The following is a 14,742-nucleotide window of genomic DNA, read 5'->3' as shown; positions in this document are numbered from 1 at the left end:
AACAATAATGATAGATTATCTCAGTGAATGGCATCTGTTATTAAGAGGGTACCACCGATGATGCTAACGAAGGAGTGAAACAGTTGGATACGAAACAATCGAAGAATATAACGGCTCTCTATCGCGAGGCGTTAGAAACGTTTGTAGAGAAAATTAAAAACGATGATCAGGTCATTGCTGCCATTCTGCTGGGGAGTATGTCTTATGATCAGGTCTGGGAAAAATCAGATATCGATCTAAAGCTGATTGTACACGATCAGAAGCTGAGTACCGGTTATACGTGCTTTGTAGAAAATGATATTCCTATCAATACGAGCATTCAGACACGCAACGAATTCAAGCGGTGGTTGGAGCGTTCCATGCAAAGCTCATTCGATCACTCCATTCTGACTCGAAGTACGTTGCTTTTCACTAAGGATGCTTCGATCGCAGAATATCTTGAGCAAATTCGCCATGTGGGTGAGAGAGATCGCGAGCTGCAGCTTGTTATTTTGGGCAGCTACTCGTTGTCCTTACTCGCAAAGGCAGAGAAATGGCTTTATATCAAAGACGATGCTATTTATAGTGCCGCTTGGATTATAAAAATGGTTGACGTGCTTGCACAAATAGAAGTGGTTATGCAGGGAGATATTCCTATGCGTGAGGTTGTTCAGCAGGCACTCCATTACAACCCCGATTTGTTTCATGCCATATATATAGAACTAGTAGCTGGTGAAGTACATAAAAAGAAGGTTGAGGCAGCCTTGAAGCTCATCAACCATTTCTTGAATCAAAGGGCTGAATCTCTATTCCAAGCTATTCTCAGTTACCTAAAAGAAGAAGCAGACACTCGCACGGTGACCGATCTTGTGAGGAAATTTGGCGTGTTAATCCCTATAGATACGGGTTCGATGGCAGTAGCCTGCGACTGGCTTGCTGAGCGAGGCTTGATTATCAAATTGGAAGCGGAAACAAAAGCAACACCTAAAAGCAGGGTCCCACTGCTAGAACCTGCGTATGCTTACGAGAATGAAGAGATGGTGGTGTGGATGAACGGATGAAAAAGCATATTGAGGTTCGTGGAGCAAGGCAAAACAATTTGCAAAATATTGATGTAAATATCCCGCGTGACAAGCTGACAGTAATTACCGGTGTAAGCGGATCAGGGAAATCTTCACTTGCATTTGATGTCATTTATGGTGAAGGGCAGCGGCGGTTTCTCGATTCCTTATCGACCTATGCAAAGAGCCGGATGAATCAAGTGAAGAAGCCAGAGGTAGACTTCGTCTTCGGGCTTTCTCCGGTCATTGCGATTGAGCAAAAGAAGGGCATTATTAATCCGCGCTCGACAGTCGGAACGATGACGGATACTTATGATTTCATGCGATTACTGTTTGCATCGGTAGGCGAAGCAAGCTGTCCATTTTGTGATCACCTGGTTCCTATTCGAACGCCTTCGCAAATGATCGAACACATACAGCAGCTTCCAGAGGGAACTGAGCTTGAGGTGCTTGCTCCTATTTACAAAATCTACGGGGAAACCTATGAAACGACCTTTGATGAAATCCGCTCGAAAGGCTTCAGGACCATCTTGATTGATGGTATTCGGACCAATCTTAGTGATCTCGTCGAGCTTGAAGAGGAAGCGGAGTATCGCATGGAGATTGTGGTGGACAAGGTGATCGTCAAGCCAGACATCTACAAGGTGCTTACAAAAACGATTGAAAACAGCTTAAATCTAGTCGGGGAAGGCTTCATACGTTTTGAACTTGTTTCGTTTCCCCGCGATGCCATTTACGATTCAAAGCAGTTTTATGAAAACTTTGCTTGTCCGGAGCATCATCTTACAATGGGGGAACCTCAGCCCCAATACTTCTCATTCAATGATTCAGGCAGCGCGTGCAGAACATGTGGAGGCATCGGAACATTCATGCGAGCTGAAGCTCGTTTCCTTGTAAAAGATAGCAATAAAAGCATAAACAAAGGCGCTATTGAGCCCAAGCTGCTTAGCACCTCCAGTAAAGGCACTTGGATATGGTCGCTTGTGAAAAGTATGGCGAAGCACTATGGTTTCGATCTGGATACTCCATTGAAGGATATGCCCGATTCCGTACTTCAAATGCTGTATTATGGTACAAAAAATGAGAAATTTCCTTTTATCCCTGACGCAGGAGCAAGCAAATCGCAATTCAGGCATGAAGGGAAAATGATGAACTTTGGCGGCTTCGTACACATCATCAATTGGTGGTACAAGCTTTATTTGAAAAGGCAAGGAAGCCCAGGTGAAAGTGAGTTTTATAAAAGAGTGATGATTGAGCATACATGTCCGGATTGCGAAGGCAAAAAAATGAAGCCTCAGCGATTTTGCGTTCGAGTTGGCGGTGCGGATATACACGAGATGAGCGTTATGTCACTTAGCGAGCTGCAGCATTTTTTGAGCAATCTGGAATTTGTTGAGTCGAAAGTGCACATAGGTACACAAATTACGAAGGAAATCATGTCACGTCTGCTCCTGCTTCTGGACATCGGGCTTGATTATCTCAGTTTAGGGCGGCGTTCAGATACCATATCAGGTGGGGAAGCGCAGCGAATCCGATTGTCTACGCAGATCAGCTCGGGTCTTATGGGGATGCTGTATGTGCTGGATGAGCCAAGCATCGGCCTTCATGCGAGAGATAGCTCTCGTATTATGAATACACTAAAAAAACTACGAGATTTAGGTAATACGATTATCGTCGTTGAACATGATATGGACACGATTCGCAGCGCGGATCATATTATCGAAATTGGTCCGGGGCCAGGACGAAATGGCGGACACATTATTGCGGAAGGCACAGCAGAGCAGCTTGCAGCTGCTCCAGAATCGGTAACGGGAGCATTCATATCTGGGGCTCGCACGATTGAGATTCCCTCCAGGCGCCGTCCTCTGACTGGACTTGCTATATCGATCCGCGGGGCAAGAGCGAATAATCTACGCAGTGTTAATGTCGACATTCCTCTTGGTGCCTTGGTCTGCATAACCGGCGTGTCTGGATCAGGCAAGAGCACTCTCATCAATGAGGTGATGTGCAAGCAGCTATATTCCATTTTTCATGATGCAAGGATTGTACCCGGTGAGCATGACTCACTCACAGGCCATGAGTCACTAACGGGCATTATTACGATTGATCAGTCACCTATCGGGAGAAGCTCTCGTTCCAACCCAGCGACATATGTCGGTTTTTTTGATCGTGTTCGTGAGTTGTTTGCGGGAGAAGCTCAGGCAGCAGGCATTAATCTGAGCAAGAATGATTTCAGCTTCAATCAGAAAAATGGCGGACGCTGCGAGAATTGCTCGGGTGAAGGTATTATCGTCACGCAGCTGCAGTTTATGCCGGATGTAGAAACCTTATGCCCTACTTGCAAAGGGGCAAGATTTAATGAAGAAGTGCTGGATGTTAAGCTGAATGGCAAGAGCATCGCGGATGTGCTTGACATGAGCATAGAAGAAGCAGTGGAGTATTTTGAAGGGCAGGCGTATATTCAGCATAAGCTGAACGTACTCAATCAACTTGGGCTAGGTTACCTAAGGCTCGGTCAGTCCTCAACGACATTGTCTGGCGGGGAAGCGCAGCGGATCAAGCTTGCTTATGAGCTTAGCAAGATGAAGAGAGGCAGCCACAACCTGTACGTGCTGGACGAACCGACCACTGGCTTGCACCTCAGTGATATACAGAAGCTTATTGATTGCCTGCAGCAGCTTGTAGATGCTGGACATTCGGTCCTTGTAATCGAGCACCATCTGGATTTGATCAAGGTCGCTGACTATGTTATCGATATGGGTCCTGATGGTGGACGAAATGGTGGCATGATCGTGGCATCCGGCACACCTGAGCAGGTATCCAGAACGGAAGGTTCGCTTACAGGGAAGTTTCTTACTCAAGCTTTAATGCTGTTAGAAGAGATACATTAGCTGTTGAGAGAATGATCTTTGGATAAATGAAATATCGATGATAGATTTCCGCTTTGAATGGCATCCGATCATTAGAGGGTAAGGAGGGGAACGATTGGGCAGAGAACTTGGATCAAACAAAGTTGATTGTGTTGGTTCGGAGCAGCCTATTGAGTCCAAGAGTTCGCCCATTATACATGGCGGTAATCAAATCGAACGGATGACCCGTCTTAAGGCGGCCGATCCAAATAAGGCCGATCGAGAGCTCGTCGAACGAGCTCGCAGCGGGGACCAAGAAGCATTCAGCGAGCTTGTCCGTACGCATCGCGCACAAGCTTATGGCTGGGCAAACAAGATTGCGCGCGATGCACATTTGGCGGAAGATATTGTTCAGGACGCACTCATTCGAGCATTTCTACATCTCGGCACCTTAGTGGACACGAGTCGGTTTCTTCCGTGGCTGCAGCGGATCATTCGCAATCAAGCGTATACGAAGCTTCGTCGGGGCGGGCAATACGGCAAAGAACAGCCATTTACTGGTTTCGGTTCCACAAGTGCTGCGACAGTGAATCGTTTCAGAGAAGACAGTCAATCCATGGACTGGGGAGATATCGACCGCATCCTGTTCAGATTATCCTGTTCTGCTGATGAAGAGGCTAAACAAAGCAATGATCCTGTGAGAAATCTTCTTCGCCGTGAATTGATGGAAAATCTTCACTCGTTGCTGCACTGTTTGAGTAGATGGGAGAGGCAAATTTTCGAAGCGCATTTCTTCAGAGAGTTGTCCCCGTCAGAAATTGCCGAATTGTTTGAAACGACGACAGCGAACGTATATAACCTCCTGTCCCGATCTCGAGCAAAAGTGCAAAAGGAACGAATTCGCGTTACGATCTTCATATATGTGCAGCACCGTGCGGAGCTTGGCTTGAAACGAGTTAATATTTTACGTGCTCCGCAAATGTAGTGGGTAACCAGCCTTCCCTCGAACCCATTTCTAATATGGAGGTCAGCTATGAACGAAATGAAAAGCAAGGACTGGACCAAGACGTGGACGACTGCCGCCGCTGCGATTCACGGTGCGCTCGACTACACGGACAAAAAGTATTACTCATTGGTGGATGTCATGGGGATAACGGGGCATGCTTTCCGAATGAACATCGATCCCGAACATATTGATGTCGCTGGACCAACCATGTTCCCTGGCGGTTACCTGATTAGACGTAATTTATGCAATCTAGGATTTATTAGTAACTTATCTGATACACAAAAGCCCTTTACCCCGGAAAAGGTGGAGAAGGTGATGGCATTGATTCAGCAGTCCGTCGATAAGGGGATACCAGCCATTTCATTCGACCTCTTCATACCGGAATTTGGGCTTATATACGGGTATGATGATGAGAAACAAGTATTTCATGCTAAGGATGTTTCCAAGGAGGGAACCATTTCGTATACGGACTTCGTCGAGAATCGGAACATGCTCTGGGTGACGACGATCAATGAAAGTCTCCCGCATTCGAAATATGAAATTCTTCGCATGGCGCTCGATATGATCGTTGATCATACGAGAGGAAGAGAATGGCAGCACATTTTTCAAGGCAAATATATGATCGGCCTCGCTGGTTATGATGCATGGATCGCCTGTTTGGAGCGGCGTGCTGTCGACCCTTTCGGCAATGCTTACAATATTGCGGTAGTCAGTGATGCACGTGAATATGCGGAGCAGTTTTTGCGCGAGATTGTGATCCGTTGGAGCGGAGATAACGTTGTTGAACGAACCGTACGTAGTTTGGCAGCCGAAGCGGCAGCGCATTATGAGAAAACGGCAGCCGCTTTGATCGAAATGAGGGACATGTTCCCTTTCCCTCAAGGCGGGCAGCCTGATGATCCAGTTACAGCGGTCCGTGCAGTTGAACTGCTGCGTGCAGCGAAAGAGACTGAAGAACAAGGGATTGAAGTGTTGGAACGCCTCCTTAATTTTATGAAAGCTTATTGGTCTGAGCAGTGGATTAACTGAATAAGACAATGTTTTAATATTGATAGTTCGAAATAAAAGATGAGAAGTGACAGTTTTGCACACAACACATGTGGAGTGCTGTGTATTATTGGTTAGGAGCAGAGAATAAGCAGCGGGGTTCGAGAATCTGTAGAAGATTCTCGGACTACCGTCTGCTTATTTTTGGAACAAGGTCACAAGATACTCTGTTTATCACGATCCTAATCTTCTGTAAATGTAAGTATGCATACCTATTCTGGCCATAATAGGGTTCTCAAGCTTGCGCAAATATTCAAAGTCAGGATGCTCCACCTCATCCGATAAGAAAGCGGATGTCGTACTGCCCGATCTCCTGTTTGTATTAAGGCTGGCTATTATTCCCTCTTCCGTTCTGATCCCTATGCCATGCCCGAAATATAGGTTATCCGCAAGCATAATAGCGTTCTCGCCCTGCCATTCCGGAGTTTTCGGGTTATGGTCGGGATTTTCAAAATAGAGAACATCCCCTGGATACGCTTCATTCTTATCATTCACTCTAACTAACCGCAAGTGGTTGTCATAATTCCAATCATACAAGAACAAATCCTTGAAATAGGTATTAAATCTGTCTTTGCCGATCGAATCGAGCGTTGCCTTATACAAAATAATGACCATTGCGGTTGCGCACTCAAACCCGTACAGCCGACTATTCTTAAAAATATCGTTTATCGCGTCGGAGGTTAAGACACCGGCTTTTTGTCGGAAACCTCCATTATCCGTTCGGGACCAAAACTTGTCATTGGCTCGGGAATTATGAAAAGTGGCGAAGCTTACGTGACTTGCATTCATCGCTTTGGCCGCCTCCACGATTTTGCTTCGCATATTCAACTCGAATAACAATGCGGTGGGAGAATCGTATAGATAGGTGACCGAGCTTTTCTGCTTTTTTTGTAAAATCGATCTTTCCAATTCCGACAGCGTGGATGTATCTATTTGGTCTACATCAGAACCCGAAATTCGTATCATCATGTCCCCCCTAAATTACAGCGTATAGGGTATTGTACGGGCAAATCGGGGGTTTGGTGTAAGGTCGCTGCAGGCTGATATCCAAAACATAAATTGTTGCCCGATTGTGAAGTGGTCTTCTATAAAGGTGAGATATGGACGATGCTGCAAAACTGGCTCGATCAGCCGATGCAGTCGTTTTGATAGCTGGATACAACCACAACGACGAGGGTGAATTCGTTGCAGATACGGACGTCGCCAAGTCGGTTGACGGTGACTGTGTCCAATCATTAGGGCTGCAAAAAGATGATATCGAACTCTTTCAGACTATTGGCTCCGTCAACCCTAATACCGCAGTCGTACTCATCGGTGGCAACATGATTATGATTGTGGAAAGACAGTGTTCCGGCTATTCTCATGGCACACTACCCTGGGATGGAGGGAGGAACGGTTATTGCCAAAACTTCGTTTGGAGACATAAATCTCGGCGGGAAACTCCCTTTTGTTCTGCCCAAGAGGGAAAGTGATTTACCACAGGTGGATTGGGATGCTACTCAAATTGCTTATGGTTATTACCATGGGTATACTCTTTTGGAAAAAGAGGCGATTGAGCCGTGCCTAGCCTACGGTTATGGATTGTCCTATACCACATTTGAACTATCACAACCTTCGTTTGTGTCGAGAGAGGAAGGTATCACTGCCTGCTGCTTATTAAAAAACACAGGCAGCCTTCGTGGGGATGAAGTCGTGCAGCTCTATATGGGGTTCAACAACTCCAAGGCGGATCGACCTGTCAAAGTGCTTTAAAGAATGTTAAACGAATCAACCAGCAACCTCCTCTATCACTCGGCGGAGTTTTTTTATTTTTCCTGACAGAAGTAGCGTGTGGATCTTATATACCAATATTGCTCTACTGCAACTCTACTGCTTTATTGATAGAATAAACAGTAAGAGTTAGAGAGACTTAGTAAATAACTGATACTGTGAGGGGTATGGTGATCGCAATAGAAAACGTCTTTGAATATGTATCGCAGTATATCATAAAAAGCGGCGAGCAACTGGATACAGATAATTATACTAGAATTACATCGTCTGTAGTTGAAGTCGGCATCGTAAAATGGACAGCACGTACCTTCCGGAAGGTTGGTACTTTAACGCTATCGTTGACTGCACATTTGCAAGAGGATAATCAAACCCCGGATATGCCTTTATTAAAATGGACTCTCGGTAAGCGAGCGATTATTGAAGATGATCTACAAGCCTTTGAGTGGATAAATATGGGATGGATTATGAAGGAAATGCGCTTTGAGCGAGACGGGAGAACGATAGAACGAGTTCACTATCGGATGGGCTACCGTTTATTTGTATATCTGCAGAATAAAATAGATCAAGAACAGCAGGAGCGGATAAGACAGTTTGCGAGCTATCAGCTAGAAGCTCAAAAGGTACTAAAAGATTTGGTTAGTAACAATAGAGAGCGAGAAGCCATTCTGTCTCTACTCACGCATCATGTGTCAGTCAGCATGTATTGGAAGGTTGAAGAGCTTGCTGGATCAGACTTATTACCTTTGAGTTGGAGCACGGTGAAAAAGATCAAATTTTTATTATTTCTACTGGCGTTCATAATGATATCTAGTTGTAAAGCGGCGTTCGATTGGAAAGAGATCGGAGCACAATATTATGGCGGCATCGGAGGATCCAAAGCATTTGATGATTACAAAGATGAATTTATCAGCTCTCTAGAGGAGTGGAGTGGGCAATCTGCGGAAATCTTGGGGTTGATTAGTCCTGGAAAGATTACGCCTTTATATTTCGCGGGGCATCTGAGCGGGCATTGGTCGTGTTATCAGGCGGGTCCTGTTCATGCATTGACGGATCTTTCTATCGCACAGGATCAGTACAGTACGGATGCAACGACTCTCTGGTTGGTCGAGAATCGCGGGATTTTGACGCGGTTGGCTGCCGAGCGTGATTTTTTGCGGGAGACAGGCTCACTGATTGTATGTGTAGATGGTCACCTGAGAAGCTCACATAAGAGGTTCATCCATAATTCGCTAATAAACAGTCACATTCGTCAAGTGATCTTCTGGAGCGACTACGATGAGGATGGTCTTCTCATTGCTGGAGAAATGGCTGAAGTGGTTTCTGCGTATCCTCTTACGCTGAAATGGATTTGTCACGATCACAAGGTGATGAAAGATTGGTCTAATTATCAACAGTATATGAGGGCTCTTCTTCAGGAAGTTCGGCTGGAGCAGGAGCTAATATTAGGGGAGGCAGAGATTTGGAGACAGTGGATCAACCATTAATATCGATTTTTCAAAATAGTGAGTCCTCGCCCGAAATGCTTCAGTCGATGAGGGATATCACTTACTTATCAGGGGTGCTGAGTGACCTGGGATCACAGAATGCGTTCCAAACACCTTCTGAAATTTTACGGTTCTTACGGATTATTCAATTGATTAATGAAGAAGCGCTTGGGCTTGACGAACCGATCGAGAATTCGGATACGCTGTATTATCGCTACAAGAACCGTTATAGCGACCCGGAGCCTCCCAGCAGGAAAAAGGTAGAGCAAATTATCAATGTGCTCGTCAAGTACAACTGGATTTCCAAGCAAACAAGGCAGCTGAAGATGCGGGATGTTGGTAAACGAATGATGGATGCTCTTATTCGGCTCGCTAACGATTCCCTTGCCTATTATATGCATGACGATATTGGACGCTCACTGTTTCAGGCCAGACGAGATGCTGAGATCAGCGAGGCCTATGATGATCACGGTATATCGGGCGGCAACAAAATTGCCAGTATGATTCGAAACGTCGAGAATGCCATTAAGCTGATGAATGAGCGGGAGTTGGAGATGCTTGCTGATCGAAATGCTTTGCCCCAGCTTGAAATCATTCATCAGCTCATGCAGGAGTTAGAGGTGAAGCTAAAGGAGCGGTTTCGTCAATTCCAGACGCTGGAGGATAGCCTCGTTTTGAGCAATCTGATGCATCAAGGAACGGCTGTGCTCGCTGAGGGAACGAACCTTAGTATTGGGATGATCAATAAATATTTAAAGTTTACGACAATGCAGCAAACGGTGCTCTCATCCACCATTAATCCTGAAAAGGTAAGAGAATTCATCTTGAAGATGTATGATCCTCCACTAGAATCGGATATACCGAACGCTCATCAGCTTATGAGCTTTATGGAGCAAGATCAGTATGAAGGAGAATCCTCAGACGGATTATGGGTACCCGTTAAATTTGCTGCGCCCATATCGGCAGATGCTATCCGCGAATCCGTTCATTACCTGGAGGCGTATGAGCCTTTGACTGATCCGATAAGGGAAGAAGAGATGGAAGTGATATATATGGAAGAGGAAATATCCATTGATCACTTGGGTGAGCTGATGGGGGAATCTCAGTGGTTGCTTACGAAATCAATGATTCAGACGGACGCCATTGAAAGATATATGGAACAGGTCGAAGAAGCCCTGATGGAGCAGGTGATGATCGAGGCAACCTCCGCGGAATGGGGTGATGCCATCAATTCGTTGACTGCTATTGCAGCTTTGGTCGGCAACAAGAAAATAACGATCGATGAGGCATCAAAGGAGAAAGTGATTGACCAGCCGCTTTATGAGAAAAAATGGGAGTGGATGAGTCGTGATGATCGAAATAAACTCATTAAGAAACGAAGCAGCCGAGCACGATTGGACGAGATAGTGAGGAATGAGGGGAGTGGAGAATATGTCTGAGCAGGAAACGAACTTTTTCGAAGCGGGAGCAGTTGCACGGGAGCGAGTGGATACCGATGGATACCTAGAGAGTCTCAATACTAATCCACTCAACGTGATGCAATCACTGAAAGGGATGTTGACTGAAGAAGAGGAACTGGCGTTTATGAATATTTTGTTTTCTTCTTCCGCTACAATTCGTGCCGGTAATTTCGGTTTATCGAGAAGAGAGGTTGAGAAGCTGCTGCGGATTTCAGAAGGGGATAAAAAATTTGATTCATTTTTGCAGCGGGTCAATCAGGCGGTAAGCCGCTTTTTTCAAGTTATTTATGATGAGAAACGAGATCAAGTTGTAGTTATGATGAGAGTTCCGGCTAGAGCCGCTCGCAGTACGTTATCCAAGGAAAGTCTGGCGATTCTGTTGTTCATGTTCTATCAGCAGGAGGTGCTGCAGCATGAATTCACACTTTTTGATCAATTGCTACATGCGTTTGGGCATGAGACTACGAAGGCGAATCAGCGCTTGCTGCTTAATATTGATCAGCTTCGGAAGATTGGGGCGCTTGAGGAATACGACACGAATTCTCCTGAGAAGGCTTATCAAATTACAGCGATTGGCGTGCATATGTTCTCGGATTCTTTCTTGCGTCGTATGGTGGAATTCAGTCAGTCCAATCAGCTAAACAAGGAAGAAGTGTTGAAATTTTTCAAACGATATAACCTGTATCAGGAAGGAACGGAGTCATAACGATGATACCTTGGCAAATGTGGTTTAGCGGCATTCGAGATTATGAGGGTACCAAAATGGATTTATCCGGACAGGAAGAGCATGTTCTTATTACTGGGCCGAATGGAGCGGGAAAATCAACGATAACGTACTGTATGGGGGCTGTATTGTACTCTTCTAAGGTTGAACTTGAGGGTCTAAGGTCGCGCAATCTGGCACCGGATGAGATCTGGAAGGCTCATATCAGGTTGCTTTTTAAGAATGAGGGTCATATACGGATCGATGCACCTGAGTTTATTGAATTTGCACTTTATATCCTTCAGGAGCCAGGACAGCCGATCAAGAAGGAATTCGTCATTTCCTCCGGTGACGACATTCGGGCATGGGAGGAAGTAGTTCGATATACCTCCGGCGACCGTCAGTACAATTTCACTGGATATAAGAGGGATCTCCAGTACAAGTACAAGATCGATCCGGATATGTTTTATCTCATCTGGTATCAGCAGGAGGTCAATCAGTTTGCGGTGATGCACCCTGAGGAGAGATTTCGAATATTTGCAGAAATGCATGGTATTGATCAGGTGCAGCGCAACTGGGAAGAGAGCATCGAGAAACTGAAGGAGACGCAGGAGACACTACGTGTTGCTGAAAATAATGTAGCTTATAAGAAGCAAGGGTTAAAGATGAAGAAATCAGATCTTGATCGGTATGAAGACAATCAGCGGCGCTTGCTTGAAGGCGGTAAATTGTATGCCAGTTCTCTGCTTCATTTGGAAGACTATTATAAGCGCGAGCAAGAGCAGTTGAGCAGCCAATTGGAGCAGCTTGAGCTTGATAAGGAACAGCAGCAGGATCATATAGTGGGAATAAAAGAGGGTGCAGCTGAGGTTGGAGAGCAGCTGATAGATTTACTTCTGAGGATCAATCTGCTAAAAGCTGAACATTCTCAATATGAAGAACAGCTTCAAGCACTTGATGCTGAAATGGGGGGAATCAAGAAGGTTGTTGCTCAGCTGGGGCTGGAGCTTCAGGATGTCAGCAAAGAAAAGGAGCGTATTACTCGGACGGAGGAGGAAGTCAAGCAGCAGTTAGCACACGTTACCTCACAAATGACTGATACGGCTGAGCGAGAGGCTAAGCTGAAGCTTGATATCGAGAGAGATGAGACTGAGAGTGAGAATCTATCGCGCGGAATATCCAGACTAGAGGCTGCAATCGAGCAGGATAAAGTGAAGGAGATCGAGCATCAGGAGCGGCTTCGTCAATATATGAGTAGCCATTATGTACAGGAAGAGCTAGAACGGCTGGATAAATCCATTTCCATGGCTAAGGATGATAGGTTGAAGAATATGAACAGCATGAGTGAGTTAGAAGAAGAACTTGCTCGGCTTGATGATGAGCACGATTGGTCCCGGCGGCAAATGGACTCTTTGGCATATTTCAATGGAAGAGGGATTAGGGCATATGCTTTACGTGAATTGGTGGAGCTGAGCGAGTCCGCACACCTCAAATTGGAAGAGCGTTTTAATTCGATTAAGTACACGATATTTTTTGATGGATATATGGTTGCCGCTCCGAATGACCTGTACCATGTACCGTTGCGTAAGGTGGTGCCTGATCGTTCAGTAACGGAGCTGAAGTCGCTGCAGCTTCGGGTGAAAGGAGGACTGAACGAGGAGGAGGAGTTTCCACATGCAGTAAAGGCTCTGTGGTGGGTAGAGCAGTTTTTCAAGGACGGTGATCTTCGGATTGAAAATGGGATGCTGATAGATTCGATGGGGATTCGCGGTTCACAAGAAAAGAAACGTTATATTTTGAGCACACGTGCTCTTATCGCTCGCAAGGAAGAAATTGGGAAGAGTATCTATGAATTGTCCCTCAAGATTCAGAGAGGTGAAGAGTCGATCCGTCAAGCTACAAAGAAACTGCAAGAGTTGAATAGCATTATTCAATTAGTTCGGGAAGCGGAAGCTTTTATGACGAGGGAGCATGAGCGGGTTAGCATAGTCAATAAGTATGCAGAAGAAGTAGACAAAAGAACGGAGCTGCTGGAGCAGATACGGAAGCTGCGACAAGATCAAACAGAGCTAATAAAAAAGCAAGTGAAGTTGGAACATGAACATAACGAGCTACATGGAGAAGCCGAATTTTACGTGAGACTAGGTCAGCAGAAGGAGAAATATGAAGCGTTGACCGCCAAACAGTGTCACCTACAAAACTTAGATGATCAGCATAAAGAACTGCAACATGATTACGAGAATATCGAGGAGCAACTGGACAAGCTGGAAAATGAGAAACGGAAAAAGCAGCGCAAGCTTCTGGAGATTCAGGATCAGCAGGAGAGCGAGGTACGAAAGTTTAGTCTGATTGCCAGTCAACTGAAGTCAAGAAGCGAATCTCTTGATACTGTGAACAGAGAAAAGAGGGGCGTAATTCAGGAACTGGAGGAGTTCAAGCGGTTAGCTTCGCACATCTATAATGAAGTACTTTCTGATGATGATAAGCAGCCATTGAATTCGCTTCAGTTTCCATCCTTACCTCAAGTCCGTTCGAACCTTGAAACAGGTAAAGTGAAATTTGACCATGCCCGACATGAAACGGGTATCGATCCGGCAGCGCCAGAAAACTACAAGGTGGTTGAAGAGGAATATAATCGTCTTCAGGATGAGTATAAGCGGACGAGCCTTTTGTTCGAGCAGGATCAGGAACGTACCGGTCAATTGAAGGACCAGTTGGAGACAACCATTAACATGAGGGTTCTTGAAATACAGCAGCGCTTCAAATCCTATATGAGCTTGTTTCAATTCGAGGGAGAAATTGAGTGGGATCAATTTGAGGATCGCCGGGGGAGGACACATTTTAATCTGTTTATTAAAGCACGCAAGGAAGGACATCGAGGAACACTGGAAGATGTTAGTGTCAAGGCTCGCGGTGGCAAAGTCGGGAAGGGCGTATCCGGCGGCGAGGAATCCTTGAGTTCCCTTCTGTTTGCGCTCGCCTTGCTGCAAAATCTTCAGACCGCTCCGGGTTTTATTGTTCTGGACGAGTTCGATAGCGCTCTGGATGAGCAGCGTAAGTTGAAGGTCTTCGATCTGTACGGACGGGAGCTTCAGCGCAAGCTCATCATCCTTACCCCAAAATCTCACGAGAATTCGTACCTCGACCGGTTTTCCAAGGCGTATATTGTGTATCATGATCCAACTGTGCCCTGCAGTAAAGTTACGGGTCTGGTAAGAAAATGATAAGGTGCTGAAAGAATAGATGAGATGTGACAGTATCGCTCATATGCATTGGTTTTATTGGTAGTGTAGGGATAAGAGAGAACACTACTAATAAAAGGATTGAACAGCACTTACACCAGAATAGTAAGAAGGCTCTTGCTTAATCAAAGCAGGAGCCTT

Annotated in this window: 10 protein-coding genes; 9 read left to right on the top strand and 1 reads right to left on the bottom strand. The window is 45.5% G+C overall.

The window, feature by feature from the left end:
* The first annotated feature begins 83 nt into the window (after positions 1 to 83).
* From EKN16_RS19050 to EKN16_RS19035, 4 genes are all read left to right on the top strand, one after another.
* On the top strand, positions 84 to 1,040 hold the full coding sequence (locus EKN16_RS19050) for a nucleotidyltransferase domain-containing protein (RefSeq protein WP_125660718.1): 957 nt from the start codon (positions 84 to 86) through the stop codon (positions 1,038 to 1,040).
* Positions 1,037 to 3,931 (top strand): excinuclease ABC subunit UvrA, encoded by a 2,895-nt coding sequence (gene uvrA / locus EKN16_RS19045; protein ID WP_125660715.1) that lies wholly within the window; start codon positions 1,037 to 1,039, stop codon positions 3,929 to 3,931. The genes EKN16_RS19050 and uvrA overlap by 4 nt, the downstream gene beginning before the upstream one ends.
* 94 nt (positions 3,932 to 4,025) lie before the next feature.
* Positions 4,026 to 4,874, top strand: coding sequence for an RNA polymerase sigma factor (locus tag EKN16_RS19040; RefSeq protein ID WP_125660712.1), 849 nt, complete (start codon positions 4,026 to 4,028; stop codon positions 4,872 to 4,874).
* 48 nt (positions 4,875 to 4,922) lie between these two features.
* The gene (locus tag EKN16_RS19035) at positions 4,923 to 5,924 is read left to right on the top strand and encodes a hypothetical protein (protein WP_125660709.1); all 1,002 of its coding nucleotides are present in this window, start codon (positions 4,923 to 4,925) and stop codon (positions 5,922 to 5,924) included.
* A gap of 192 nt (positions 5,925 to 6,116) precedes the next feature.
* On the opposite strand, the gene EKN16_RS19030 is transcribed toward EKN16_RS19035, so the two are convergent.
* On the bottom strand, positions 6,117 to 6,911 hold the full coding sequence (locus EKN16_RS19030) for a protein-glutamine gamma-glutamyltransferase (RefSeq protein WP_232015847.1): 795 nt from the start codon (positions 6,909 to 6,911) through the stop codon (positions 6,117 to 6,119).
* A 363-nt stretch (positions 6,912 to 7,274) separates the two neighbouring features.
* Here EKN16_RS19030 and EKN16_RS32715 point away from each other — a divergent pair, with 363 nt between their 5' ends.
* From EKN16_RS32715 to EKN16_RS19005, 5 genes are all read left to right on the top strand, one after another.
* Complete coding sequence (locus tag EKN16_RS32715; protein WP_375782037.1) at positions 7,275 to 7,694, top strand: glycoside hydrolase family 3 C-terminal domain-containing protein; 420 nt, start codon at positions 7,275 to 7,277, stop codon at positions 7,692 to 7,694.
* Between the two features lie 185 nt (positions 7,695 to 7,879).
* Complete coding sequence (locus EKN16_RS19020) at positions 7,880 to 9,196, top strand: DUF2399 domain-containing protein (protein ID WP_125660706.1); 1,317 nt, start codon at positions 7,880 to 7,882, stop codon at positions 9,194 to 9,196.
* Complete coding sequence (locus EKN16_RS19015) at positions 9,172 to 10,635, top strand: hypothetical protein (protein WP_125660703.1); 1,464 nt, start codon at positions 9,172 to 9,174, stop codon at positions 10,633 to 10,635. The genes EKN16_RS19020 and EKN16_RS19015 overlap by 25 nt, the downstream gene beginning before the upstream one ends.
* Positions 10,636 to 10,732: 97 nt before the next feature.
* On the top strand, positions 10,733 to 11,362 hold the full coding sequence (locus tag EKN16_RS19010; protein ID WP_125666416.1) for a hypothetical protein: 630 nt from the start codon (positions 10,733 to 10,735) through the stop codon (positions 11,360 to 11,362).
* Between the two features lie 2 nt (positions 11,363 to 11,364).
* Complete coding sequence (locus EKN16_RS19005; RefSeq protein ID WP_125660700.1) at positions 11,365 to 14,583, top strand: AAA family ATPase; 3,219 nt, start codon at positions 11,365 to 11,367, stop codon at positions 14,581 to 14,583.
* Positions 14,584 to 14,742: the final 159 nt, after the last annotated feature.

Source organism: Paenibacillus baekrokdamisoli (genome assembly GCF_003945345.1).
Taxonomy (GTDB): domain Bacteria; phylum Bacillota; class Bacilli; order Paenibacillales; family Paenibacillaceae; genus Paenibacillus_Z; species Paenibacillus_Z baekrokdamisoli.
Note: the sequence above shows the minus strand (reverse complement) of the source record. Positions and strands in the feature narration are given on the sequence as shown.

Bases quoted from the DNA above. Each gene is read 5' to 3' on its own strand.
- uvrA (WP_125660715.1), top strand. From the start codon at position 1,037: ATGAAAAAGCATATTGAGGTTCGTGGAGCAAGGCAAAACAATTTGCAA.
- EKN16_RS19005 (WP_125660700.1), top strand. From the start codon at position 11,365: ATGATACCTTGGCAAATGTGGTTTAGCGGCATTCGAGATTATGAGGGT.
- EKN16_RS19010 (WP_125666416.1), top strand. From the start codon at position 10,733: ATGCAATCACTGAAAGGGATGTTGACTGAAGAAGAGGAACTGGCGTTT.
- EKN16_RS19035 (WP_125660709.1), top strand. From the start codon at position 4,923: ATGAACGAAATGAAAAGCAAGGACTGGACCAAGACGTGGACGACTGCC.
- EKN16_RS19020 (WP_125660706.1), top strand. From the start codon at position 7,880: ATGGTGATCGCAATAGAAAACGTCTTTGAATATGTATCGCAGTATATC.
- EKN16_RS19030 (WP_232015847.1), bottom strand. From the start codon at position 6,911: ATGATGATACGAATTTCGGGTTCTGATGTAGACCAAATAGATACATCC.